This is a genomic window from Campylobacter sp. BCW_4319 (assembly GCF_001764435.1).
In the GTDB taxonomy this organism is placed as follows: domain Bacteria; phylum Campylobacterota; class Campylobacteria; order Campylobacterales; family Campylobacteraceae; genus Campylobacter_D; species Campylobacter_D jejuni.
Map to the genome: position 1 here is coordinate 1 of NZ_MKAQ01000010.1, position 25,766 is coordinate 25,766.

General features: G+C 34.1%; 15 protein-coding genes, 2 tRNA genes, 3 rRNA genes and 1 pseudogene. 10 read left to right on the forward strand and 11 right to left on the reverse strand.

What is annotated here, in order from left to right:
* Positions 1–151 precede the first annotated feature (151 nt).
* The 8 genes from rrf to AJN56_RS03600 all read right to left on the reverse strand — a co-directional run bounded on the left by rrf (position 152) and on the right by AJN56_RS03600 (position 10,745).
* Positions 152–268: ribosomal RNA gene (rrf, locus tag AJN56_RS03565) — 5S ribosomal RNA — on the reverse strand.
* Between the two features lie 274 nt (positions 269–542).
* Positions 543–3,586, reverse strand: a 23S ribosomal RNA gene (locus AJN56_RS03570).
* Between the two features lie 473 nt (positions 3,587–4,059).
* Positions 4,060–4,136: transfer RNA gene (locus tag AJN56_RS03575), tRNA-Ile, on the reverse strand.
* Between the two features lie 8 nt (positions 4,137–4,144).
* Positions 4,145–4,220, reverse strand: a tRNA-Ala gene (locus AJN56_RS03580).
* Positions 4,221–4,322: 102 nt separating this feature from the next.
* Positions 4,323–5,835 (reverse strand): 16S ribosomal RNA (locus AJN56_RS03585).
* The 16S, 23S and 5S rRNA genes sit together here with 2 tRNA genes alongside, the layout of an rRNA operon.
* 588 nt (positions 5,836–6,423) lie before the next feature.
* Positions 6,424–7,455, reverse strand: coding sequence for a type II asparaginase (locus tag AJN56_RS03590; protein WP_215425522.1), 1,032 nt, complete (start codon positions 7,453–7,455; stop codon positions 6,424–6,426).
* A gap of 100 nt (positions 7,456–7,555) precedes the next feature.
* Positions 7,556–9,127 (reverse strand): single-stranded-DNA-specific exonuclease RecJ, encoded by a 1,572-nt coding sequence (gene recJ, locus AJN56_RS03595; protein WP_002868979.1) that lies wholly within the window; start codon positions 9,125–9,127, stop codon positions 7,556–7,558.
* The gene (locus AJN56_RS03600) at positions 9,114–10,745 is read right to left on the reverse strand and encodes a CTP synthase (protein WP_032586424.1); all 1,632 of its coding nucleotides are present in this window, start codon (positions 10,743–10,745) and stop codon (positions 9,114–9,116) included. The genes recJ and AJN56_RS03600 overlap by 14 nt, the downstream gene beginning before the upstream one ends.
* Positions 10,746–10,864: 119 nt before the next feature.
* Between AJN56_RS03600 and thyX the strand changes: the two genes are divergently transcribed.
* Together thyX and AJN56_RS03610 are read left to right on the forward strand one after the other, a co-directional pair.
* Positions 10,865–11,488 carry an FAD-dependent thymidylate synthase gene (gene thyX / locus AJN56_RS03605; protein ID WP_002853111.1) on the forward strand — a complete coding sequence of 208 codons (624 nt, stop codon included), beginning with the start codon at positions 10,865–10,867 and terminating at the stop codon, positions 11,486–11,488.
* A gap of 119 nt (positions 11,489–11,607) precedes the next feature.
* Positions 11,608–12,993, forward strand: coding sequence for a cation:dicarboxylate symporter family transporter (locus AJN56_RS03610; protein ID WP_002868980.1), 1,386 nt, complete (start codon positions 11,608–11,610; stop codon positions 12,991–12,993).
* Between the two features lie 38 nt (positions 12,994–13,031).
* On the opposite strand, the gene AJN56_RS03615 is transcribed toward AJN56_RS03610, so the two are convergent.
* Both AJN56_RS03615 and purB read right to left on the reverse strand, forming a co-directional pair.
* Positions 13,032–15,401 carry a ribonucleoside-diphosphate reductase subunit alpha gene (locus AJN56_RS03615; protein ID WP_002868981.1) on the reverse strand — a complete coding sequence of 790 codons (2,370 nt, stop codon included), beginning with the start codon at positions 15,399–15,401 and terminating at the stop codon, positions 13,032–13,034.
* Positions 15,402–15,416: 15 nt separating this feature from the next.
* Positions 15,417–16,745, reverse strand: coding sequence for an adenylosuccinate lyase (purB, locus tag AJN56_RS03620; RefSeq protein ID WP_002865088.1), 1,329 nt, complete (start codon positions 16,743–16,745; stop codon positions 15,417–15,419).
* Positions 16,746–16,822: 77 nt separating this feature from the next.
* Between purB and AJN56_RS03625 the strand changes: the two genes are divergently transcribed.
* The 6 genes from AJN56_RS03625 to dsbI all read left to right on the forward strand — a co-directional run bounded on the left by AJN56_RS03625 (position 16,823) and on the right by dsbI (position 23,272).
* Positions 16,823–17,725, forward strand: coding sequence for an RluA family pseudouridine synthase (locus tag AJN56_RS03625; protein WP_010891825.1), 903 nt, complete (start codon positions 16,823–16,825; stop codon positions 17,723–17,725).
* 111 nt (positions 17,726–17,836) lie between these two features.
* The gene (locus AJN56_RS03630) at positions 17,837–18,715 is read left to right on the forward strand and encodes a fumarylacetoacetate hydrolase family protein (protein ID WP_052804621.1); all 879 of its coding nucleotides are present in this window, start codon (positions 17,837–17,839) and stop codon (positions 18,713–18,715) included.
* A gap of 63 nt (positions 18,716–18,778) precedes the next feature.
* The gene (locus tag AJN56_RS03635; RefSeq protein WP_002865312.1) at positions 18,779–19,693 is read left to right on the forward strand and encodes a cytochrome-c peroxidase; all 915 of its coding nucleotides are present in this window, start codon (positions 18,779–18,781) and stop codon (positions 19,691–19,693) included.
* A complete protein-coding gene (locus tag AJN56_RS03640) occupies positions 19,683–21,461 on the forward strand; it encodes a methyl-accepting chemotaxis protein (RefSeq protein ID WP_002865311.1) in 1,779 nt (592 codons plus the stop codon). Before AJN56_RS03635 ends, AJN56_RS03640 begins: the two co-directional genes overlap by 11 nt.
* 105 nt (positions 21,462–21,566) lie before the next feature.
* A complete protein-coding gene (gene dba, locus AJN56_RS03645) occupies positions 21,567–21,734 on the forward strand; it encodes a disulfide bond formation protein Dba (RefSeq protein ID WP_002779270.1) in 168 nt (55 codons plus the stop codon).
* An 11-nt stretch (positions 21,735–21,745) separates the two neighbouring features.
* Positions 21,746–23,272, forward strand: coding sequence for a disulfide bond formation protein DsbI (dsbI, locus tag AJN56_RS03650; RefSeq protein ID WP_002787430.1), 1,527 nt, complete (start codon positions 21,746–21,748; stop codon positions 23,270–23,272).
* Between the two features lie 20 nt (positions 23,273–23,292).
* On the opposite strand, the gene queC is transcribed toward dsbI, so the two are convergent.
* Positions 23,293–23,967 (reverse strand): 7-cyano-7-deazaguanine synthase QueC, encoded by a 675-nt coding sequence (gene queC, locus AJN56_RS03655; protein ID WP_002859730.1) that lies wholly within the window; start codon positions 23,965–23,967, stop codon positions 23,293–23,295.
* A 76-nt stretch (positions 23,968–24,043) separates the two neighbouring features.
* Here queC and AJN56_RS03660 point away from each other — a divergent pair, with 76 nt between their 5' ends.
* Together AJN56_RS03660 and AJN56_RS03665 are read left to right on the forward strand one after the other, a co-directional pair.
* The gene (locus AJN56_RS03660) at positions 24,044–25,270 is read left to right on the forward strand and encodes an HD domain-containing protein (RefSeq protein ID WP_002853125.1); all 1,227 of its coding nucleotides are present in this window, start codon (positions 24,044–24,046) and stop codon (positions 25,268–25,270) included.
* A gap of 91 nt (positions 25,271–25,361) precedes the next feature.
* A pseudogene (locus tag AJN56_RS03665) lies at positions 25,362–25,758 on the forward strand (DUF1440 domain-containing protein).
* The last annotated feature ends 8 nt before the right edge of the window (positions 25,759–25,766 follow it).

A 25,766-nucleotide genomic window follows, 5' to 3' on the forward strand; every position in this document is an offset into this window, starting at 1 on the left:
TTCCAAACCCCTAAAAACACCCTATTCTCTCTAAAAACCCTAACCAGTAACAAACTCTTTTTTTAAACACGATTCTAAGCACCATCTAAAACAACAATAAAAATAAACATAGGATTTATATATATAAAGTAAGTAATGAAGACATTTAACAAGTCCGCAATGAGCTACTTTCCCCCTGCCAGTAAGGCGTAGTATCATCACCCACGATGTGCTTAGCTTCTTGGTTCGGGATGGAGCAAGGCGTTTCCACATCTGTATAATCACGGACATTGTTATTTAAATATTCTTTGAAAGATTGAATTTAAGAATAAAGCTTAATCTTTTTATTTCTTTACTTTTTTCTTTATTCTCTTTCTTCTTTTGTTTTTCTTTATTTTTTTCTTATCTTTTATCTTTGATAAGTTTTTATATAGAATACTTAAAAAACAATGTTAAGAGCAAGTTCTAATACAAACTCTACTTGAAAGATTTCTATTAAACTCTAAATATTATCTATATTCAAAGCTTTCTTAAAAACCTTAACAAGGAAGTGATGCTTTATTAAAGATAAGCCAAACGCTCTATTAGTACTGGTCAGCTAAAGGACTTTCATCCATTACACACCCAGCCTATCAAACTAGTAGTCTTCTAGAGAGCTTAGAGAAGATTCATCTTAGAGTTGGCTTCACGCTTAGATGCTTTCAGCGTTTATCCTTTCCAAACTTAGCTACGCTGCGATGCTCTTGGCAGAACAACAGCTACACCAGTGGTTTGTTCAACCCGGTCCTCTCGTACTAGGGTCAAATCTCTTCAATCTTCTTACGCCCACGGCAGATAGGGACCGAACTGTCTCACGACGTTCTGAACCCAGCTCGCGTACCGCTTTAAATGGCGAACAGCCATACCCTTGGGACCTGCTCCAGCCCCAGGATGCGATGAGCCGACATCGAGGTGCCAAACCTCCCCGTCGATGTGAGCTCTTGGGGGAGATCAGCCTGTTATCCCCGGGGTACCTTTTATCCTTTGAGCGATGGCCCTTCCACACAGAACCACCGGATCACTAAGACCGACTTTCGTCTCTGCTTGACTTGTATGTCTTGCAGTTAAGCTGGCTTATACCTTTATACTCTATGAACGATTTCCAACCGTTCTGAGCCAACCTTTGTAAGCCTCCGTTATTATTTGGGAGGCGACCGCCCCAGTCAAACTACCCACCAGACATTGTCCCACTTGAGGATAACTCAAGCTGGTTAGCTACCCAAATAAGAAAGAGTGGTATCTCAACAATGGCTCCTATACAACTGGCGTCATATACTCAAAGCCTCCCACCTATCCTGCACATTCTTATCCAAATAGCAGTGTCAAGCTGTAGTAAAGGTCCACGGGGTCTTTCCGTCTTGCCGCGGGTAGGAGGAATTTTCACCTCCACTACAATTTCACTGGATCCCTCTTTGAGACAGCTCCCATCTCGTTACGCCATTCATGCAGGTCGGTATTTAACCGACAAGGAATTTCGCTACCTTAGGACCGTTATAGTTACGGCCGCCGTTTACTCGGGCTTCGATCAAGAGCTTCGCTAATGCTAACCCCATCAATTAACCTTCGAGCACCGGGCAGGCGTCACACCCTATACATCCTCTTACGAGTTAGCAGAGTGCTGTGTTTTTGGTAAACAGTCGGGAGGGACTCTTTGTTGTAAGTTTCTTCGCTTTCGGAGTAAATCCTAGTACGAAGCTAACCACACCTTATACCGAAGATACGGTGCTATTTTGCAGAGTTCCTTAAAGAGAGTTCTTCCACGCGCCTTAGAATACTCATCCCACCCACCTGTGTCGGTTTACGGTACGGGCAACATTAGCTAAACTTAGAAACTTTTCTTGGCTCGACGGCATCAGGGGTTCTTCTATCCATCCGAAGACTTCAAAAAGCCTTTCAGTTCTCGGAGTATTGTTATACGGATTTGCCTGTATAACCTCCTACGACCTTAGACTAGCACTTCCATCCGCTAGCCCCCTTAGCCCTAAGCGTCCTTCCATCGCACACTAATGTTGGTATTGGAATATTAACCAATTTGCCATCGTCTACCCCTTTCGGACTCGACTTAGGACCCGACTAACCCTACGATGACGAGCATCGCGTAGGAAACCTTGGGTTTACGGCGTTAATGATTCTCACATTAATTATCGCTACTCATGCCTGCATGCTCACTTCTATTCGCTCCAGCACTCCTTACCGGTATACCTTCGACGCAAATAGAACGCTCTCCTACCACTTGCACACAACTTAAACTACTTAACTTTAGCCTAAGAATATTTTTACTGATTTTACTAAGTTTTATTTCTATCTTTACTCTATAAAAATCAGTAAAAATATAACTTAGTTTCTCATATTCTAAACTTAAATAATCTAAGTTGTGCGCAAGTCTACAGCTTCGGTACTTACTTTAGCCCCGTTATATTTTCCGCGCAAAATCACTAGACCAGTGAGCTATTACGCTTTCTTTAAAGGATGGCTGCTTCTAAGCCAACCTCCTGGTTGTTTAAGTAACTTCACATCGTTTTCCACTTAAGTAAGATTTAGGGACCTTAGCTGGTAGTCTGGGTTGTTTCCCTCTTGACGACGGATTTTATCACTCGCCGCCTGACTGCTGTGATTACATATAAGGTATTCGGAGTTTGATAGGGTTTGGTACATTGGTGTATGCCCTAGCCCATTCAGTGCTCTACCCCCTTATATTACGACACAACGCTATACCTAAATATATTTCGGAGAGAACCAGCTATCACGAAGTTTGATTGGCCTTTCACCCCTATCCACAAGTCATCCCGGGGCTTTTCAACGCCTATGGGTTCAGTCCTCCACTAGTTCTTACACTAGCTTCAACTTGCTCATGGATAGATCACTTCGTTTCGGGTCTGCAGCATCTGACTAAGCGCCCTATTCAGACTCGCTTTCGCTACGGCTTCGCGTTTGCTTAACCTTGCCAGACACCACAACTCGCAGGCTCATTATGCAAAAGGCAGTCCATCACACTGTATTGCTACATAGTGCTCTGAATGATTGTAAGCAAATGGTTTCAGGTTCTATTTCACTCTGATCACCTCAGTTCTTTTCACCTTTCCCTCACGGTACTTGTGCACTATCGATCTGGTATTAGTATTTAGGGTTGGATCGTGGTCGACCCGGATTCAGACAGGATTCCTCGTGTCCCGCCCTACTCAGGATACTGCTAGCTAAGCTTTGTTTTTCGCATACGGGACTATCACCCTCTATGGCTATACTTTCCAGAATGTTCTGCTAAACTCAGCTCTTGCACATTGCAGTCCTACAACCCCCAGTGCAAGCACTGGGTTTGCCCTCTTGCGCTTTCGCTCGCCGCTACTGACGCAATCTCTATTGATTTCTTTTCCTGAGGGTACTAAGATGTTTCAATTCCCCTCGTTCGCTCCTATATAGGTAATGTATATCTCTATACATTGGGTTGCCCCATTCGGAAATCTACGGATCAAAGCTTCTTGACAGCTCCCCGTAGCTTATCGCAGTCTAGTACGTCCTTCATCGCCTTTACCAGTCAAGGCATCCACCATTCGCTCTTAGTAGCTTACCTTTTTTACCTTTTATTATTGATTCTAAAACGCATCACTTCCTTGTTAAAGTTTTTATGATAAGACTTCTTTATCTTAAGACGGAAAGCATTCAAACACTTAATATAAAACTAAATGATTTAGTCTCAACTAAGCTGTGAGTTTGAAACTTGTCTTTAGTAGTAATAACTAAAGAAAAGATAAATAGGTTTTATCCTTTAACAAGTCCTGTAAAATTGTTTTTATTAAAACTTGCTTGTGACTCTTAACAATGATAATTAAAAAGAACATTAGGTTTAAAACCTAAAGGAAGTATATATATTAATATAATCATTATAAATATAAATACATAATGTATATGTTATTTATATCTATCTAAAGTATATTCTTTTATAGCTAAAGATAAAAATAAATCTAAGTATTTAGAGTTTATATATTTAATCTACTTTATATACTTGCTTTAGATTTTAAAGCTTCTTTATTCAAATCTTTTTTATGGTGGGCCTAACAAGACTTGAACTTGTGACCTCACCCTTATCAGGGGTGCACTCTAACCAGCTGAGCTATAGGCCCTTAATAAATGGTGGAGAATAGCGGGATCGAACCGCTGACCTCCTGCGTGCAAAGCAGGCGCTCTCCCAGCTGAGCTAATTCCCCATAAACAATTAGCTTTATCATCAATCTTTGAAATCTAAACAAGAATCAATTGAGTTTATATATTGAAGTAATAGTTGTGAGACTTATTACTTTGTACTCTAGAAAGGAGGTGATCCAACCGCAGGTTCTCCTACGGTTACCTTGTTACGACTTCACCCCAGTCGCTGATTCCACTGTGGACGGTAACTAGTTTAGTATTCCGGCTTCGAGTGAAATCAACTCCCATGGTGTGACGGGCGGTGAGTACAAGACCCGGGAACGTATTCACCGTAGCATGGCTGATCTACGATTACTAGCGATTCCGGCTTCATGCTCTCGAGTTGCAGAGAACAATCCGAACTGGGACATATTTTATAGATTTGCTCCACCTCGCGGTATTGCGTCTCATTGTATATGCCATTGTAGCACGTGTGTCGCCCTGGGCATAAGGGCCATGATGACTTGACGTCGTCCACACCTTCCTCCTCCTTACGAAGGCAGTCTATTTAGAGTGCTCGGCCGAACCGTTAGCAACTAAATACGTGGGTTGCGCTCGTTGCGGGACTTAACCCAACATCTCACGACACGAGCTGACGACAGCCGTGCAGCACCTGTCTCTAAGTTCTAGCAAGCTAGCACCCTCATATCTCTATAAGGTTCTTAGGATATCAAGCCCAGGTAAGGTTCTTCGCGTATCTTCGAATTAAACCACATGCTCCACCGCTTGTGCGGGTCCCCGTCTATTCCTTTGAGTTTTAATCTTGCGACCGTACTCCCCAGGCGGTACACTTAATGCGTTAGCTGCATTACTGAGATGACTAGCATCCCAACAACTAGTGTACATCGTTTAGGGCGTGGACTACCAGGGTATCTAATCCTGTTTGCTCCCCACGCTTTCGCGCCTTAGCGTCAGTTGAGTTCCAGCAGATCGCCTTCGCAATGGGTATTCTTGGTGATATCTACGGATTTTACCCCTACACCACCAATTCCATCTACCTCTCCCTCACTCTAGACTATCAGTTTCCCAAGCAGTTTAATGGTTAAGCCATTAGATTTCACAAGAGACTTGATAATCCGCCTACGCGCCCTTTACGCCCAGTGATTCCGAGTAACGCTTGCACCCTCCGTATTACCGCGGCTGCTGGCACGGAGTTAGCCGGTGCTTATTCCTTAGGTACCGTCAGAATTCTTCCCTAAGAAAAGGAGTTTACGCTCCGAAAAGTGTCATCCTCCACGCGGCGTTGCTGCGTCAGGGTTTCCCCCATTGCGCAATATTCCCTACTGCTGCCTCCCGTAGGAGTCTGGACCGTGTCTCAGTTCCAGTGTGACTGATCATCCTCTCAGACCAGTTAAGCGTCATAGCCTTGGTAAGCCATTACCTTACCAACTAGCTGATACTATATAGTCTCATCCTACACCGAAAAACTTTCCCTACTCAACTTGTGTTAAGCAGGAGTATAGAGTATTAGCAGTCGTTTCCAACTGTTGTCCTCTTGTGTAGGGCAGATTAACTATACCTTACTCACCCGTGCGCCACTAATCCACTTCTAGCAAGCTAAAAGCTTCATCGTTCGACTTGCATGTATTAGGCACGCCGCCAGCGTTCACTCTGAGCCAGGATCAAACTCTCCATAAAAATTATAGATAGTTTAATCTTTTTCTTCAAAGAAAAAGTTATGAAAGATTAAAAGAAAAGCTTTTAATCTTTTTAATTATTAGATTGAATAGATTTTACATAATTGCTTATGCCTAAATCTTTATCTGGCTCAATCGATCACTTATTTAGATTTCAAAGATTGACTAATAAGATTTGAATAACAATACTAATTTAAAAGAACAAAACAAAAAATCATTTTTAAAAGAAAAGTTTTTAAATTAAAAAACAAGATTTATAAAAAAGCTTTTAGTTTATAAAATAAAAACCAAAAGAGTTAATTTATAAAATCTACTAAGCTAGTGAAACTTTATAATTTAAAAGATTTTAAGTCCTTTTTTTCAAAAAAGGAAATGAAAGTATAACCAATTAAACTTAAAAGGGGATTAAATAAAGGATTAAATAGTATAAATATTTGTGTAAGTATTTATATAAGTATTTGGTGGGTTGAAAAATGGGGGCTATATTTTAATGATAATAAAAAATGCAAGATATAATATACTATTATTAGGATTAAAAGGCTTGACTTAGGGAAGATAATTTCCCTAAGTTTAGAAATATTTAAAAAATTTAATATTTTAAAAAATACTCTTGAATTTTTTTAGGATCACTTGTTTTTGTAAGCGCTAACATAAGTAAAACTCTTGCTTTTTGAGGATTCAAATCTTCAGCACTAATAAAACCTAATTTTTCATCTGAATCACTCACAGCAACACGACCTGCTACAACCCTTGAACTTACAACAACATTAAGTCCTTTTTTCATAAGCTCTTTTAAAACATTTTTTTGATCTTCATGTATACTTCCTGCACCACTTCCTGCAACAACTATGCCCTTAGTTCCATGTTCAAATAAAGCTTTTGCAGCGACACCACTACCATCATTTGAATAGCTATAAAGAATATCTACTTTTGGTAAACTTGTGAGTTTGCTTACATCAAAAGGAGCGTTTTTTGTATGAGCTTTAATAACATTATTATAGAAAAAGACTTTACCATCTACTATATAACCCAAATCCCCAAAATCAGGAGAAGAGAAAGCATCAACATTTAAACTATGGGTTTTTACCACACCTCTAGCACTTAAAATTTTATCATTCATAGCTACCATAACACCCTTGCCCTTAGACTCTTTATCAGCAGCTAATGCTACAGCATTGTAAAGATTTTTTGGTCCATCTGCACTTATAGCAGTTGATGGACGCATAGCGCCAACTAAAACTACAGGCTTATCACTTTTAATGGTTAAATTTAAAAAATAAGCAGTTTCTTCCATGGTGTCAGTACCATGAGTTATAACCACACCATCCACCCCTTCGGCAAAAAGCTTATTGATTTCTTTAGCGAGCTTTAGCCAAATTTCATCACGCATATTTGAACTATCGATATTTGCTATTTGTTCCCCACTAATATTAGCTAAATCTTGAATTTGTGGAACCGCTTTGATTAAAACATCTACGCCAACAACTCCAGCCGTATAACCTGTTGTGGCAACAGCACTATCAATAGAACCTGCTATCGTTCCACCTGTTGCTAAAATAGCAATCTTTGGTTTAGCTTCTGCCATACATGCTCCTATAGATAAAAATACTAATACACACAATAGTAACTTTTTCACAATTCTCCCCTTATTTTGTTAAAATTCGTTTCATTAATGAAACTTATATAATATTAATAAATAATAAATAAAAATTTTATAAATTTTATAAAATTTCTTTAATAACAAATTGTGGAGTTACCATTCCCCTAAATTCATTCTTAGAAATACTTCCAAGCAAAGAAATATTTTGATTCAATTCTGGCTCTTTATCAAAATTAAAAAATAAAGCTTCTATGGTTTTATTTTCCTTAGTTAAAACAAGCTTTAAGTGTTTTTCATCTTTACCTAGAAGTTTTTTATTTTTTACACAAAGATTTTCTAAAACAAAAAAAGGTCGTGGATTTTTATGTCCAAAAGGTTCAAAAGATTCTAAAATTTCAAGCATTTCAAAATCAATTTCGCTAGGTTCTAAGATTCCTAAAATTTCATCTGTATCCAAAAATTCACTTTCAGAAATTTGCGAACATTCTTTTTTGATTTTATTTTTAAATTGTTCAAAATTTTCAGAGTTTAAACTGATTCCAGCAGCACCTTTATGACCACCATAATTGCTTAATATAGAATTTGTCTTAGAAATTAAAGCTAAAATATCAATCTTGCCAACACTTCTTGCGCTGCCTTTTAGGTGTTCTTCATTTTGAGAAAATACAAAAGCAGGTTTATTAAAATGTTTAGCTAAACGACTTGCCACAATCCCTAAAACACCTTCATGCCAATTTAAACCCGATACCACAATACAAGAATCGTTTTCATCGATTTGATTTAAACTATCTTCAAAAAGCTGTTTTTCTTCATCTTTACGACTTTCATTAAAACTAACAATTTGCTCTAGATATTCTAAAGCTTTATTAAAATCTTTAGTGTGTAAAAATTCATAAGAAATACTTGCATCATCCATTCTTCCAGCACTATTTATAAGCGGAGCAATTAAAAATCCTATATTATCAAGAGCAAATTTATCCTTTTGATAATAATGCTTAATAGCCCTAAAAGCAGCCCTTTTAGATTTGTTAATATGATCTATGCCACGCCTTACTAAAGCACGATTTAAATCTCTAAGTTCCATCATATCTGCAACAATTGCAATCGCCAAAAGTTCTAAAAATTTACACATGTCATATTTAAGCTTGCACACCTCTTTTAAAGCCGCTATCAAATACCATGCGACTTGAGCTCCACAAATTTCAATTTCTGGAAAATCACAATCTTTTTGCTTTGGATTGATAATGGCAAAAGCATCAGGTAAAACATCTTGAGGCATATGATGATCAGTGATAATCAAATCTATATTTTTTTCTTTACAGAGTTTGGCTGCTTCAAGAGCAGCTATTCCATTATCTACTGTTATTATTAAATTTACATCAAGTTCGTTGATGATCTCAGCATTTAATCCATATCCATCTTTAAAACGATTTGGAATTCTTATAATATAATCAAAACCTATATCATCGAAAAATTCTGCCATAATAACACAAGAAATGATTCCATCAACATCATAATCTCCTACTATGGCGACTTTCTCATTTTTTTCTACAGCTTCTTTGATGCGATTAGCTGCTTTATATGCATCCTTTAAACAGCATGGCAAAGGCAGATCACAAAGTTTGGTATGCAAATCTTTTTCAAAGCGTGAAGCCAAAATTTTTTTAATTTCATTTTTATTAATTATCTTCATAGTTTATAGCTGCCTTGATAAAACTGCAAATCACAGGATTAACATGCTCAAGTCTTGATGTAAATTCTGGATGAAACTGCACAGCCAAGAAAAAAGGATGACAGTTAAGCTCAACTGCTTCAATCAATCCTTTGCTTTCACCACTTACAATCAAACCGTGTTTTTCAAAATCTGCTCTATATTTTGGATTTGCTTCATAGCGATGACGATGGCGTTCTTTTACACTCTTTACTTCATTATAAACCTTAGCCAAAAGGGATTTTTCCTTGATATCACATTTATAAGCCCCTAAACGCATAGTTCCACCTAAAGGAGTTTTTGCAGTACGAATTTGTTTTTCTCCATTTGTATCCATAAATTCATCAATCAAATAAACCACAGGATTTTGGCATTTTTCATTAAATTCACTTGAATTTACATCTTTAAGTTTTAATACATTTCTAGCAAATTCCACCAAAGCAAGCTGCATACCTAAACAAATTCCTAAAAAAGGAATTTTATTTTCTCTTGCGTATTGAATGGCTTTTATCTTACCTTCTACACCACGATATCCAAATCCCCCAGCAACCAAAATTCCACTCACATCTTTAAATACTTCAGAACTTTCCATATTTTCAAGTTTTTCACTATCTACCCATTTTAACTCCACTTTAGTATCTAGGGCTGCACCTGCATGTATAATAGCTTCAGTAAGGCTTTTATAGCTTTCTTTTAAATCCACATATTTGCCTACAAAAGCGATTTTAACTTCATTGCTTGGAGCTATAACTCTTTTTACCAAAGAGTCCCAATTTTCCATATTAGGTTTTAAATTTTTCAAATCCAAAATTTCAGCAATAGGACTTAAAATATCTTGCTTTAAAAAATTAAGTGGAATTTGATAAATACTAGCCGCATCAACACTTTCTATCACGCAATTTTTTTCCACCCCACAAGAAATAGCAATTTTATCTTTTAAATCTCTATCAAGAGCTTTTTCACTACGACAAATAATCATATCAGGACTAATACCTATGCGTCTTAACTCGCCTACACTATGTTGAGTTGGCTTTGTTTTTAATTCCCCTGCAGCCTTAATAAAAGGTACTAGAGTAAGATGAATATTCATAGCATTATTTTTACCCACTTCCAAACGCAAAGCACGAATAGCTTCTAAAAAAGGCAAGCCTTCTATATCCCCAACAGTTCCGCCTATTTCAACAATAAGTATATCTTTGCCTTCTCCTGCTTTTTTAATGCGATCTTTGATTTCTCCTACTATATGAGGGATAACTTGAATGGTTTTGCCAAGATATTCTCCACGCCTTTCTTTTTCAATCACACTTTGATAAACCCGTCCTGTAGTGAAGTTATTATCTTGAGATAAACTCTCATCCAAAAAACGCTCATAATGCCCCAAATCAAGATCCGTTTCTGCTCCATCATCAGTTACAAAAACCTCTCCATGCTCAAAAGGACTCATAGTGCCTGGATCAACATTGATATAAGGATCAGCTTTTAAAATACTCACTTTAAGCCCTGAATTTTTTAAAAGTGTTGCGATAGAAGCAGCGGCTATCCCTTTACCCAAAGAACTTAAAACTCCACCTGTTACAAAAATATATTTTGTTTGTTTCATTGATAATAAGCCTTATTTTTTTATCTAATTATAGCTTGATAAAACTTTTTATTTCATTAGAATTTTAAGTAAAAAATGCAAGAATTACAAAAAATATTTTTATCAAAAAAGGAATAAGCATGCAAATCACTTTACTTTTTCACACTCCATTATCTGTTTGTTCTCATGCAACAAGAACTTGTTGGCAAAGCTTTGAAAAAGGCGATTGCGGTGGCGAAAAAGATAAAGAACTTATCGATCGCGTAGGCAACAAATTCAAACACGCTTCAACCTTAGAACATCTAAACTATACTTTTTATATACAAGGAATTTCAAGAGCTTGCTTACAAGAAGTTGCAAGACACCGTCACACTAGTCCTAGTGTAAAAAGCACGCGTTATACCTTAAAAGAACTTCGCAATGAAGCTGAATTTAAAATAGGAGATTTTGAAAATGCAAGCCGTTATCTTGTGCTTTGTGGCAATGAAGAGGTTGATAACGCAAGCATTAAAGCCTTAGAAAATTTACGCACTATTTTACAAAAAAGCATTAGTCTAGATATAGCCAAATACTGCTTACCAGAAAGCTATAAAACTGAACTTACACTAACGATTAATGCAAGAAGTTTGCAGAATTTCATTTCTTTGCGTAGTTCAAAATCAGCTCTTTGGGAGATTAGAAATTTAGCAAATGCTTTATTTGAAGCCTTGCCACAAGAACACAAATTTATATTTGAACATTGCTTACATAAAGATATAGAATAAATCATACTAATTTTATCTTATTTAAAATATTGTTATGCTACCATTTATAAAATCAAGCTTTACGCAAGTATATTTTCATATACCTTGTGCTTGATTATAGTTTCTTATAAGGACTTTTTATGGATAAACAATTTTTTCAAGATTTTCTAATGCTTTCACAAGCTCATACTATAACTACTCTTGCTATGCTTTGTGTTGTTTTTTACGCATTAAAAAAAATGCGGGATATAAAAATCAATTTTTCTCTTCGCATGCTATTTGCGCTTTTAATGGGTTTGGGGTTTGGTTTTGCTTTGCAATATTTGGCAAATTTTCCAGATGCTAAAGAAGCAAGTAATATTCTTTGGTATAGCGAAACAAAACATTGGTTTGCATTTGTAAGTTCTGTTTTTGTAGCTTTTATAAAAATGCTGGTTGTTCCTCTTGTAAGCATTTGCATTATAAAAGTAATTATAGAAATTGATAAAAATATCAAAATATCCTCCTTGCTTGGAATAAGTCTTTTTTGGATACTCTTTAGCACAGCCATAGCTGCAACCTTGGGTATATTTTTAGGTTATAGTTTTGATTTAGGAAGTAATTTTGCTATATATGAAGGAAATAAACAAATTCGCGAAATTCAAACTTTTTCAAATATTATACTAGGGCTAATACCTAGCAACATCATTGCAGCTATTAATAAAGAAAATATTATAGCTATTGTTATTTTTTCTTTTTTTATAGGAATTAGTGCTAAAAAAATTTCTAAAAAAGAAGAGTATGAACAAGCCTTTAAAAGTTTTCATAATTTTATCCTAACCTTTTATAATATTATGATGAACATGACTGCTACAGTTATTAGATTTATGCCTTATGCTGTAGTTTGTATGATGGCTAATGTGCTTTTAAGCAATGGTTTTGAAGCTATCAAAACAGCTGGACTTTTTATAATGCTTATTTATATAGCTATGTTAATAATGTTCGGGGTGCATTTTTTACTTCTTGCTTCACAAGGGCTAAACCCTATAAAATATGCAAAAAAAGCATTTCCTGTATGGTTATTTGCATTTAGCTCAAGATCTTCTTTGGGCACTTTGCCTATGACTACTTCAACTTTGCAAAATAAATTTGGAGTTAATTCAGCTATAGCTAATTTTGTAGCATCTATAGGTACAACAACAGGACTTAATGGTTGTGCGGGATATTTTCCAGCTTTAGCGGCAGTTTTTGTAGCTTTTGCTACACATACACATATTGATTTTACATTTGCTTTAATGATAGTTTTGGTAGCTGTTATTGGATCCTTGGGTATAGCTGGAGTACCTGGAAGTGCAACTATGGCAGCTTCTATTATGCTAGCAGGGATTGGATTTGGTAATAATTTTGTCATGCTAAGTTTGATTTTAGCTATAGATCCTATTATAGATATGGCAAGAACAGCAAGTAATGTCTCAGGAGCTATGACTTCGGCACTTTGTACTGCAAAAAATCTAAAAGCCCTAGATAAAGAAATTTACAATTCTTAATCTCTTAAAACCCAATATTTTTCATTGGGTTTTAGTATTTATTGGCAACCTTCACATTCTATGCTACGATCTGCAACATTGACTTTTTCACTATCAGGGCTTTCGCTTCTTAGATAATAAGTAGATTTTACTCCAAGCTCCCAAGCGAGTTGATAAATTTCATTTAAATATCCCCCACTTGCTTTATCAAGCGATAAAAAGATATTTAAACTCTGCCCTTGATCGATCCATTTACCACGCACAGCAGCAGCCTTTACAAGAATTTTTTGATCAAGTTCGTAGGCTGGAGTATAGTATTGCCAAGTATCAAGGCTTAAATTTGGCACAACAACAGGTATCATACCACTTAAATTTTGTTCAAACCACTTTCTTTTGTAAACAGGTTCTATAGTCTGCGTAGTACCCACCAAAATAGAAATAGAAGAAGTAGGTGCAATGGCCATCAAATAACCATTTCTCATACCATCTTTTTTAACTTTTTCTCTAAGTTTAACCCAGTCGCATTCACTTTGATCAAATAAGCCCTCTCTTAAAGTTAAAGCTTTAGCCTTAGGACTTGCTACATCAATAGGAAAAATCCCCTTGCTCCAATTTGATCCTTCAAAATCCTCATAAGAACCTTTTTCAAGAGCTAAATTTGAACTCGCATTAATAGCCTCAAAGCTAATTTGTTCCATAATCTCATCGATTTTATTTAAATGCTCATCGCTTCCCCAATAAATCTTAGCTTCAGCAAGCATTTGTGCCTCACCCATGACTCCAAGACCTATGGCGCGAGATTTTAAATTTGTATCTTTTACTTTTCTATGAGGATAAAAATTTAAATCTATCACATTATCAAGCATACGAATAGCCGTTGGCACAACACGCTCTATATCTTCTTTAGTATATACTTTGCTAAGATTTATACTTGCTAGATTACAAACGGCTGTTTTTCCATCATTTTTATATTTTTCTACTATATAAACTTTATTACCATCAATACTATCTAAAGTTGAGATTTTTTTGGCTGGTTTTTCATATCCCCCATCGATCGCAACTTTTTGTTCTTCATCAAAATGAAGTTCATCTCCATTTTCAAAAACTACTTTAATTTGATAATAATTTGGCTCGGTATTTTGAAAAATTTCAGTACATAAATTTGAACTTCTAATAATTCCTACATGAGCATTTGGATTTGCTCTATTAGCACTATCCTTAAAACATAAAAATGGCAAGCCTGTTTCAAAATAATTTAGCAAAATTTTCTTCCAAAGCTCTTTAGCTTCTACGATTTCTTTGGTAATGCTTTCATCTTTTTCATATTCTTCATAGCGTTTTTCAAAAGCCTCGCCATATAAATCACATAAATCTGCTGTATCTGCAGGATCAAAAAGAGTCCATTTATCATTAGCTCTTACTCTCTTCATAAAAAGATCATTGATCCATAAAGCAGGGAAAAGTTCATGAGCACGGCGTCTTTCTTCACCTGAATTTTTACGCAAATCAATAAAATCACTTATATCCATGTGCCAAGGTTCTATATAAACAGCTATAGCTCCTTTTCTGGTTCCTAGCTGATCTACTGCCACGGCAATATCATTAGTAATTTTCAAGAAAGGTATAATCCCTCCTGCGGCATTTTTATGCCCATCTATGCTTCCACCCATAGCACGCACTTTAGACCAATCCCAACCTATACCGCCACCAAATTTAGAAAGCAAAGCCATTTCTTGGTAAGAATCAAAAATACCTTCAATATTATCAGGGGTTGATCCTATATAACAAGAACTAAGCTGATGGCGCGTTGTTCTTGCATTAGATAAAGTCGGAGTTGCAAGCATGAGTTCAAATTTAGAAATAAGATCGTAAAATTTCTTCGCCCATTCTTGAGGATTAAATTCATTCTGCGCTAAAAACATCGCAATGGCCATAAACATTTGTTGAGGAAGTTCTATAGGCATACCTTTACTATCTTTAATCAAGTATCTATCATATAAAGTTTTAATACCAAGATAAGTAAATTGCATATCGCGTTCAGGTTTAATATAAGCATTTAAATCATCTAAATCATATTTTTCTTTAAGACCAAGTAAAATTCTTCCTTCTTTTTCACCCTTTTGAAAATACTCACGCAAATGATTATAGCGATTCATACCATTAACTTTTTTATATAAATCAAATAAAAAAAGTCTAGCTGCAACAAAGGTCCAATTTGGACAATCAATATCTATCTTATCTACTGCAGTTTTAATTAAAGTTTTTTGAATCTCTTCAGTTGAAATTCCATCACGAAATTGAATCTTTGCATCAAGTTCAAGTTCGCTTAAATTCACACCTTCTAAATCTTTTACAGCATCAGAGGTGCATTTTTTGATCTTAGAAACATCCAATTCTTCTGTACGACCATTTCTTTTAATAACTTTCATTGCCTTCCTTGCTTTTTATTTAAATGTTCTTTTAAAAATTGCATCAACATTTTTTGTATAGTAGTTATAATCGAAACATTTTCTTACATCCTCTTCGCTCAAACTTTTTCTTAAATCTTCATCGCTTAAAAGCGCTAACAAAAACAAACTTTCATTTTTTTCATTGATAGCAGCCTTGCCATTTTGCAAATCTGCCCAAACTTTCATAGCGTTTCTTTGAACTATTTTATAAGCTTCTTCACGGCTAATGCCTTTAAATGGAAGTTCTAAAAGCACCCTCCCTGAAAATACAAGCCCGCCTGTAAGATTTAAATTTTTCATCATATTTTCAGGATAAACCAAAAGCTTATCAATCAAATTTGTAAGACGCATAAGCATAAAATCAGCCGTGATAAAAGCATCAGGCAAAATAAATCTTTCAACACTAGAATGAGATATATCTCTTTCATGCCAAAGTGCAACATTTTCCAAAGCTGGAGTTACAAAAGATCTAAGCACACGACAAAGTCCTGTGATATTTTCACTTAAAACAGGATTTCTTTTATGTGGCATAGCTGAACTTCCTTTTTGTCCTACACTAAAATACTCCTCAGCCTCATAAACTTCAGTTCTTTGAAAATGTCTTATGGCTACAGCGATTTGCTCACAACTTGAAGCTAAAATCGCAATAGCAGAAATAACCTGAGCATAACGATCTCTTTGGATCACTTGATTTGAAACAGGAGCGGCCTTAAGACCTAAATTTTTACAAACTTCTTCTTCAAATTCTAAAGGAGCATGAGCAAAATTTCCCATTGCACCGCTGATTTTTCCATAGCTTATCACTTCTTTTGCATGTTCTAAAAGCTCTTTTGCATGCGAAATTTCATCATACCAAATAGCTAACACCAAACCAAAAGTAATAGGTTCTCCATGAATTCCATGACTTCTTCCTACCATTAAGGTGTTTTTATGCTCCAAAGCACGCTTTTTGATCGCTTCTAAAAGCAAAGAAACATCTTCTAAAATAAGCTCCAAACTCTCTTTTATCTGTAAAGCAACAGCTGTATCTATACAATCAGAACTTGTCATTGCATAATGCACAAAACGACTCTCTTCTCCCAAACTTTCACTTACACTTGTAAGAAAAGCTATAACATCATGTTTTGTGGTTTTTTCTATTTCGTCTATTCTTGCAATATCAAATTTTGCATTTTTAAGAATTTTTTCGCAGTCTGTGTCATCAATGAGACCGAGTTTATTCCAAGCTTTTACAGCGGCTAATTCTACTTTTAACCACGCATCGTATTTTGCTTGCATGTCCCATTTTTTAGCCATGATTTCTCTGCTATATCTTTCAACCATCTTTGAAACCTTTTTAGCTATAATTTTATATTTTAAAAAACAGAAATTATATCAAATTATCCTAAGAAAGTTATTAAATGGCCTACATAAAAATAAAACTCTCAAACAATGGAAAAAAGGCGTTTCAAGTCCTTATGGAAAATTTAAAAATTAGCATAAATGAAGCACAAAAACTCATAGACAAAAAAAGACTTTTTTGTGATGGAATTTTAGTAGAAGAAAAGAATAAAATTTTAAATGGTTTAGTAGAGCTTATAGTCTATGAAAACAATCCCAAAGGAGTAGAAATTGTCTTTGAAAATGAAGACTTTGCCATACTTGAAAAAGAAAGTGGGATCTTAAGCCATCCAAATGGTAGACATTGCAAATACAGTCTTAGTGATGAAATTTGGCATCTTTGGGGAAAAGAAGCTTGCGTAGCACACAGGCTCGATAAAGAAACGAGCGGACTTATACTTATAGCCAAAAATAAAAAAGCTCAAATTGATCTTAAAAGCTTGTTTGAAAAAAAACTAGTTCAAAAAGAATACCTTGCTCTAGCTCATGGAAAAATAGAAGAAAATTTTATAGTTGATAAAGCTATAAATTTAACTAAAAACTACGATGATGTAAAAACAAGAATGCAAATTTGCAAAGAAGGAAAACAAGCTATCACTGAATTTGAAATTTTAGAATACTTTCCTAAAATCAACGCTACTCTTTTACTTTGTAAACCCTTAACAGGCAGACAACATCAAATAAGAGTGCATTTACACTATAAAAATCATACCATTTTAGGCGATCCACTTTATGGGCTTAGCAAACAACAAATCGAAAGTATTTTAGATGAAAAATTAAATCCTAAAGAACGCTTAAAACTTACAGGTGCCTTGCGTTTGTGTTTGCATTCTTATCGTTTGAAATTTCAATATAAAAATCAAAATTTTGATATCAACTCAAAAATAAACATAAAAGAAATTTTCAACAATTCCATAAAATAAAATGATGTTTCACTACGCTACAATCAATCACTTTTTTACCAAATTTTAAAACAAAAAAATAATTCTTGCTAAAACTTTAAGTATAATTAAATAAAAAAGCGAGATTTTCCAATGAAATTTGTTAATTTTATACAGGGTCAAAAACACAATCTAGGAGTACTAAATTCTAGTGGAAAAATTGTAAGTTTTACTGATCTTGGCATTGAAACTAACGATATGAATGAATTTATTATCTATTTTGATAAATTTAAACACAAGCTTACAGACTTGGATTCTAAAATAGCCTATGAAATTCCAAAAGAAAATTATCTAGCCCCTATTATAGAACCTCGCCAAGATATTATATGTCTTGGGATTAATTTTTTAGATCATGCCAAAGAATCTGCCAAATTTAAGGGTGAAAAATTTGAAGAGAGAGAATATCCTGTATATTTTGGAAAACGCTGCAATCAAGCTACGCCACCTTTTGGCGATATACCTTTACATGCAGATGTAACTTCTCAGCTTGATTATGAATGTGAGCTTGCATTTATTTTAAGTAAAGATGCTTATAAAATCAAAGCTAAAGATGCAAAAGATTATATCTTTGGCTATACTATTATCAATGAAATTTCAGCTCGCGAACTTCAAAAACGCCACAAACAATTCTACCGAGCAAAAAGTCTTGAAGGTAGCACTATAATGGGACCTTATATCACAAGCGTAGATGAAATTTCTTATCCTCCTAAACTCCAACTTCAAAGCTATGTCAATGATGAACTACGCCAAAACTCTAACACTCAATTGTTTATTTTTGATATTGCTTATGTCTTAGAAGAACTTAGCGCAGGCATGCTTTTAAAAGCTGGAAGTATTATATCTATGGGAACTCCTAGTGGAGTAGGTATGGGGTTAAATCCACCTACTTTTTTAAAATCAGGAGATAAAGTACGTTGCGTCATAGAAAATTTAGGAGAACTTTGCAATAAAATAAAAAATATCAATTATTAAACAATTTACTAAAATTACACTATAATGGCATTTTAAAAACTTAAATTAAGGCAGAAATTTACCATGAAAAAAATAATAATGATTTTATGTTTATCTTATGCAAATATAGTCTTTGCAGTAGATATGATAACCCCTATTCCAAATTCCATCTCTTATGATAAAGAAAAAGCTAAACTTGGAAAAAGTCTTTATATGGATAAAAGTTTATCCAAAGATGGAAAAGTTTCGTGCAATACTTGCCATAGGCTTGATCAACACGGCGTTGATGGACTTGAATTTTCAATAGGAGTTGATAATCAACTCGATAAACCCTTTAACACTCCTACAACCTTTAATTCTGTATTTAATTTTGTGCAATTTTGGAATGGTAGAGCTAAAGATTTAGCAGAACAAGCTACAGTACCTTTTTTCAATCCTAAAGAAATGGGGCTAAGTCCTGAACTTCTTTTACAAAAAGTTAATTCAAATGAAAATTATGTAAAAACTTTTAAAAAACTTTATGGAGAAGTTACGGTAGAAAACATAGCTCTTGCAATCGCCGAATTTGAAAAAACCTTGATCACTCCAAATTCTCCTTTTGATCGCTATCTTAGCGGGGATCAAAATGCTATTTCAGCTCAAGCTAAAAAAGGTTACGAAGATTTTAAAGCTAATGGCTGCATCTCTTGTCATCAAGGTCAAAATATAGGTGGGAATATGTTTCAAAAAATCGGTATTTTTGAAGAATACCCAAACCAAGAAGATTTAGGGCGCTATGAAATCACAAAAAGAGAAGCTGATAAAATGGTATTTAAAGTTCCTAGTCTTAGAAATATAGCCAAAACCGCACCTTATTTTCATGATGGATCTATACCTACTTTAGATGCTTGTGTTCAGTTTATGGCTTACTATCAACTAGGAAAATTTTTAGATCAAGAAACAGTTGACAATATAGTTGCATTCTTAGAAAGCTTAACAGGAGAATATCATGACAAATAAAAAAAGTTCATTTTTGATAAAATTTATTATTTTATCTACACTAGTTTTAGCTTTCATTCTTGTTTTATTAGGTATTATTTTTAATAACTATTCTTCATCTAAAGATAATAAAGAATTGATAAACATAGTTCAACAACTAGAAATTTCAGATGAAAAAATCAATTCTGTTTTTCAAAATAGTTTTAATTTTATCAACTACGATCCAAGTGTTCAAGCAATAAAAAAAATGCAAGAAAACTTTACAAAACTTAAAACTTTTGGGATTGACATAAACAAAGCAGAAGAAATTTTTAATGCCAAATTAATCCAGCTTAATTATTTTAAATCCGCAAATTCCATAGCAGTAAATTCAAAACTTTATTTATTTGAACTAGCTAAAAATTATTTTGAAGAATTGGAACAAAACCATGAAACAAATAAAAACAACTATAAAACAATGAGTTCTATGTTAAGCGTTCTTTCAACTGAAAATATTTTACAAAAAACAACACTAAATCAACTCAACAATCTTATGAAAGAAATCAAAAATGATACAAAAAGTGAAAATTTACAACTTTTTTTAAAACACTATAACATGATTGTAAAGCAAATTTCTATTATGCAAGATAATTCTTCTATTTATGAGAATAATTCTCTCATGAAAGAGTTAAAACAACTTAACACTTTTACCCAAAATACTATAGAACAATCTAATTTATTTAAATTTTATATCGCTTTAGCAGTATTTGGAATTACTCTTGTATTATTTGTATTTTTTATTTTATTAACACTAAAAAAAGTCATCATGCCAATTCATACTTTAGAAAAACTAAGCGCTAATTTAGCTAGCAAAGAAGCCAATCTACACTCTCGTTTAAATATAGATCCAAAAAGTGAGCTTGGACAAAGTGCTCAATATATTAATTCATTTATTTCCACCGTTCAAAACTCAATCATAGAAGCCATAGAAAATGCTAAATCAAGTCATCAAAATTCACAAAAACTCAAAAACAACTCTATGATGCTTGAAAACAGCTCTAATTCGCAACATGAACAAATTCAAGGAGTTAAAGAAATCACTCATGTTTTAGATGATCATATCAATCTTGCGGGAAATTTAGCACAAGAAAGTATAGAAAATATGCAAGATATGCACATACTAATGGATAAAGTAGAACTTACTCTATCTGAACTTGTAAATTTAATAAATGAAAACAATGAAAAAGAACAAAATATAGTAGCCAATATGGACAATCTAACCCAAAGTGCGGATAATATTATAGAAATCACAAACTCCATTAAAGACATAGCTGATCAAACTAATTTACTTGCCCTAAATGCAGCTATTGAAGCTGCAAGAGCAGGCGAACATGGGCGTGGATTTGCTGTTGTAGCCGATGAAGTTGGACAGCTTGCTGATAAAACAAGTAAATCTCTTTTAAACATCAATGCTACTGTTAATACTATAGTCCAACAAATCAATGACAACAAAGCCTTAATGGATCTTATCCATGATTCTATGAAAGAAACCTCTTCAAAAACCAATGATTTACAACAAGAACTTGTAAATTCTATGCATAAATTGGAAAGCTCTATAGAATCAACCCAAACCATGAAAGATAAAAGCATGGAAGTAAAAGATAAAATGCTTATCTTAGGAACAAATATAGATAAAGTTAACGAACTTGCAAATTCTGTTAAAGATTTATCATGTGAAATCAATAATATCTCTCAAAATGTTCTAAATGGTGCCTCTAAACTCTCCGAAAAATTAAGTAGCTTTCAGTAACTTTTTTCACGTTAATTTAACTTAACGTGAAATTTCAATAAAAATTTTATTTTTAATTTATGTTTTTCAAGTAAAATTAGCAGTTTTTATTTCAAAGGAGATACTATGGAGTTTCTTGAACTTTTATTAGTTTTAATCGCCTTGATACTGATTATCAAAAAACCAGAAAAAGAAAATTTGGCTTTTGGTTTGGTAATGGTAGCTTGGCTTTTAATGGTTTTTTTCTATGTTGGCCACAAAACAGGCGCACTATTAACAATAATGAATCTGTAAGGAAGGGCTAAATGAACGAAATCAATAAAACAAAAAATTTCTACACACTAATGTGTTTAGCAGGCTTTTTGATTATACTCTTGCCTGTAGGTATTGCAAATTTGATATTTGGTTATATGTTGGGCGATAGTCCTTGCACGCTTTGCTGGGGACAAAGAGAAGCAATGATCTTTATCGGTGTAATGGCGCTTTTCATTGTTCGTTATGGTATGAAAGGTAAATACCTTGCTGCTCTTTTAATCATGACAGCAGTAGGGCTTTATCAATCTTTTGCTCACTATGGTAATCACGCTCATAGAGATTTAGATCAAGGTTTTGGTTTAGCAGTTTTTGGTATCCATACTTATTTTTGGGCTGAAGTAGTATTTTGGGCTGTTGTATTGCTCTTAGGTGTGATTTTTGCTTTTGCTCCTAAATTTAATGCTTTTGAAGCTGAACTAAATGGAGAAAAGTTTAGAAAATATACTAAATTTAGCTTTGCAGCAGTTTTAATCAGTGCTATCATCGTAGCATCAAATGTTTTCCAAGCCTTTGTTAGCACAGGTATTCCTCCTTATGTAGGACAAGGCGATCCTGTAAGATTTAGTTTAAATCCAAAATACATCATTTGGAGTAAAGAAGGTTGGAATGGTTTATGGCAAAATATTTCTTTCTTAGGAAAACGCGATGTTAAAGCTCCTGATTATGCTTTTGCACCTGCAAGTGAAAAACTTGGCATAAAATTTGATAATGATATCAACAATGCTCCATTTGCAAAAATCAATGATGAGCTTAAAATCACAAATGAACAAACTATAAATTTTGACAAAGCCATCAATACTCTTGATTATATCAATAACGAATTTGTAGCAAGTTCTAAATGGGATGTAGCTTTCTTAGATAATAATTTTAGCGTTAAAGAAGGTTTTGAACTTGATCCTTATTTTTCAGCTTCTATCGATCCAATCATCGGTATCATACCTTATATGAACGATAAATTCATTCTTATGGGCTCAAACAAATCTTTCTTAAGATTTGCAAAAAATCCTAATGCAAGTGAAGAAGATATCGCTAAACAATACGCTGACTTTGTAAAAGGCAATGATAAATTTAAAGGTCAAGGCGAAAGTTTAGGTCGCGGAAGACTTGATACCGTAAGAGCAAAATTTAACCATGTAGCAAGTATGACTACAGATGGAAATTATCTTTATCTTGCAACTGTTCCAAACAACAAAGACGCTAAAACTTTTGTAATCTCTAAAGTTTCTTTAAAAGATCGTGTTCTTTCAGGAGAATTTACTCCAAAAGCAAATCTTAAAGAAGGTAAAACTTTAGGCGATCTTTATGTAACTTCTATGACTTTTAAAGATGGGGAAATTTATGCACTTAGCAAAAATCACAATGTGATTGCCGTAATTGATCCAGTCAAAGAAGAAGTAGTGAAAACTATCGCTTTCCCAAGCTCTATCACTAATGCTAGAAGCATTTTCTTTAAAGATGGAAAAATCAATATTCTTTCTTATCAAGATGGAGCAAACAAGCTTTATACTTTAAACTAAGCTTTAAGTCCTAGTGAAAACTAGGACTTATATTTAATCTTATCTTTAAATCCTGCTTTTTCAAAACCTCTTAAACGAAGCAAACAACTATCGCACTCCCCACAAGCTTCATCTTCACTCTCATAACAAGACCAAGTAAGTTCTAAAGGTACATTTTCTTTTAAGGCTAGTTCTACAATTTTAGCTTTGTTTAGTCTAACAAGCGGAGTTTTTATACAAACTTTGAAATTCTTACTCGTACCTTCATTGATAAATTCTTGTGCCTTTTGTATAAACTCATCAGTACAGTCAGGATAACCACTGCCATCTTCTTCTACCACCCCTATAAAAATACTCTCACAATTTTCCTTTTCAGCCAAAGATCCTGCTATGCTTAAGAAAATTCCATTGCGAAAAGGCACATAAGTGATAGGTGGGACATCGCTTATGCAAAGCTCATTTTTAGGGATATCTATACTTTTATCGGTTAAGGCATTACCCCCTATATCTTTGATAAAACTCACATCTAAAATATAAGATTTTTCTACTTTTAAAGCCTTGCAAATTTGCTTAAAACATTCTTTTTCTTTTTCTTGAGTGCGTTGTTCATAGTCAAAATGCAAAGCGATAATTTCATAACCTTCTTTTTTGGCCAGATAAGCACACAAAGTACTATCCATACCGCCACTTATGATACAAAGTGCTTTTTTACTCATTTTTATCCTTAAATTTGCTATAATTTCACAATTTTAACGAAAATTTTTAAATTTAAATTGCAAAAAAGGCAAAAGCATGATAAACATAAAACTCATAGAACACATTTTTAAAGCCGCTTCTATCAGTCGTTGGAATGATTATCCAAGAATGGCAAATTTGGTTGAACTTGACAAACAAGCTCATAAATTCATCATTGCATATTTTATCGCTAAAATGGAAAAAGATGTGGATATGAGAGTGATTATAGAAGGGGGAATTTTTGAGTTTTTAAGTCGTGTGGTAGTAACCGATATACGCCCTGATGTGTATCATGAAATCGTGCGTCAAAAAAAAGCTGAAGTTAATGCTTGGGTTTTAAGCAAAATCGAACCTATGATAGAAGATATAGAAGATGGGGAATTTCTAAAGCGTTTTGAAGCGTATTTAAACGGTAATGCTTATGCTAAAGAAAGACTTATCTTAAAAGCAGCTTCATATTTTGCTACAAGATGGGAATTTAACATAGTTTATCAAACCTCAGCTTTTTTAAATGATATTGATGAGATTAAAAACAAAGTTGAAGAAGAATTAGAAGATTACTATGAACTTATAGGAGCTAGAAAAATCGCTTTAAATCAAAAAATAGCCAAAATCATCGATCTTAGCGGAAGACTTCGCTTTCAAAAGCGTTGGGCTCAAACTCCACGCATACCGGAAACTGCTGTTTTAGGACATATGCTTGTGGTGGCGATTTTAGGATATTTTTACTCACTAAAAATCAAGGCTTGCGATAAAAGACTTGAGAATAATTTTTATTGTGCTTTGTTTCATGATTTGCCAGAGTCTTTAACACGTGATATTATCAGCCCTGTAAAATACGGCATTGATGGACTTCATGATATCATAAATGATTATGAAATGAAACTTATTAATGAAAGAATTTTACCCTTTGTACCTGAGGGTTTAAGGGCTGAGTTTTCTTATATTTTAGGCATTAGAGAAGGTAGAAACGGTGAGTCAAATTTTGTAAAAAATGAGTTTGAAAATCGCACTTATAAAAATGCTAAAATCGAGCTTTGCAGCGGAAGTTTAAGCTCTTTTAATGAAAATGAATTTGGTGCTATAGATGGTAAGGCGCTTAAATACTGCGATAAAATTGCTGCTTATATAGAAGCAGGACTTAGTATAAGTTATGGTGTAAAGTCTAAAGAACTTGAAAGTGGTTTTTTAGGAATGCATGAGTTTTTTAAAGAAAATCCTACCATAGATGGGGTGAATTTTTTTGAAATTTGCGAAAGTTTAAGAGAATATTTTAAAATTTAAATAAGATTTTTATACTCCTATTTTCAATATGTTTTAAATAAAAATATTATAAATTCAAATTTTATTTTGTATAAAACATAAAGGAGTTATTATGAAAAAATACTTTCAAAAGCGCTATACTTTAGCCTTTTTTATAGGTATATTAGCGGGTATTTTCGGAGCTATTGTTAAATGGGGTTGGGAAGTACCTTTTCCTCCAAGAAATCCCAATGTTTTTTGGCCAGCAGATGCTTTAGAACGTGTTACTCCACCTAAAATTTTTCTAGAACAACTAGGCTTACCTACTGAAAGGTGCAGTTTTTGGATTTTTTGTTTATCTTTTTGCCCATGTTATTGTAATGCCTTTAATTGCAGAAGTTCCACCACTTTGTGAAATTCCTTTTGATGAACACCTATCTGAAATTTTTGGCCATATTGTTTGGCTGTGGGGTATGGAAATAGTTCGTAGAGATATAAGAAATCGTATAACCAAAGAAATAGAAGAATGAAAGGAAAC

Bases quoted from the DNA above. Each gene is read 5' to 3' on its own strand.
- thyX (WP_002853111.1), top strand. From the start codon at position 10,865: ATGCAAATCACTTTACTTTTTCACACTCCATTATCTGTTTGTTCTCAT.
- dba (WP_002779270.1), top strand. From the start codon at position 21,567: ATGGAGTTTCTTGAACTTTTATTAGTTTTAATCGCCTTGATACTGATT.
- AJN56_RS03600 (WP_032586424.1), bottom strand. From the start codon at position 10,745: ATGAAACAAACAAAATATATTTTTGTAACAGGTGGAGTTTTAAGTTCT.
- AJN56_RS03635 (WP_002865312.1), top strand. From the start codon at position 18,779: ATGAAAAAAATAATAATGATTTTATGTTTATCTTATGCAAATATAGTC.
- AJN56_RS03630 (WP_052804621.1), top strand. From the start codon at position 17,837: ATGAAATTTGTTAATTTTATACAGGGTCAAAAACACAATCTAGGAGTA.
- AJN56_RS03640 (WP_002865311.1), top strand. From the start codon at position 19,683: ATGACAAATAAAAAAAGTTCATTTTTGATAAAATTTATTATTTTATCT.
- queC (WP_002859730.1), bottom strand. From the start codon at position 23,967: ATGAGTAAAAAAGCACTTTGTATCATAAGTGGCGGTATGGATAGTACT.
- dsbI (WP_002787430.1), top strand. From the start codon at position 21,746: ATGAACGAAATCAATAAAACAAAAAATTTCTACACACTAATGTGTTTA.
- AJN56_RS03610 (WP_002868980.1), top strand. From the start codon at position 11,608: ATGGATAAACAATTTTTTCAAGATTTTCTAATGCTTTCACAAGCTCAT.
- AJN56_RS03625 (WP_010891825.1), top strand. From the start codon at position 16,823: ATGGCCTACATAAAAATAAAACTCTCAAACAATGGAAAAAAGGCGTTT.
- AJN56_RS03615 (WP_002868981.1), bottom strand. From the start codon at position 15,401: ATGAAAGTTATTAAAAGAAATGGTCGTACAGAAGAATTGGATGTTTCT.
- AJN56_RS03660 (WP_002853125.1), top strand. From the start codon at position 24,044: ATGATAAACATAAAACTCATAGAACACATTTTTAAAGCCGCTTCTATC.
- purB (WP_002865088.1), bottom strand. From the start codon at position 16,745: ATGGTTGAAAGATATAGCAGAGAAATCATGGCTAAAAAATGGGACATG.
- recJ (WP_002868979.1), bottom strand. From the start codon at position 9,127: ATGAAGATAATTAATAAAAATGAAATTAAAAAAATTTTGGCTTCACGC.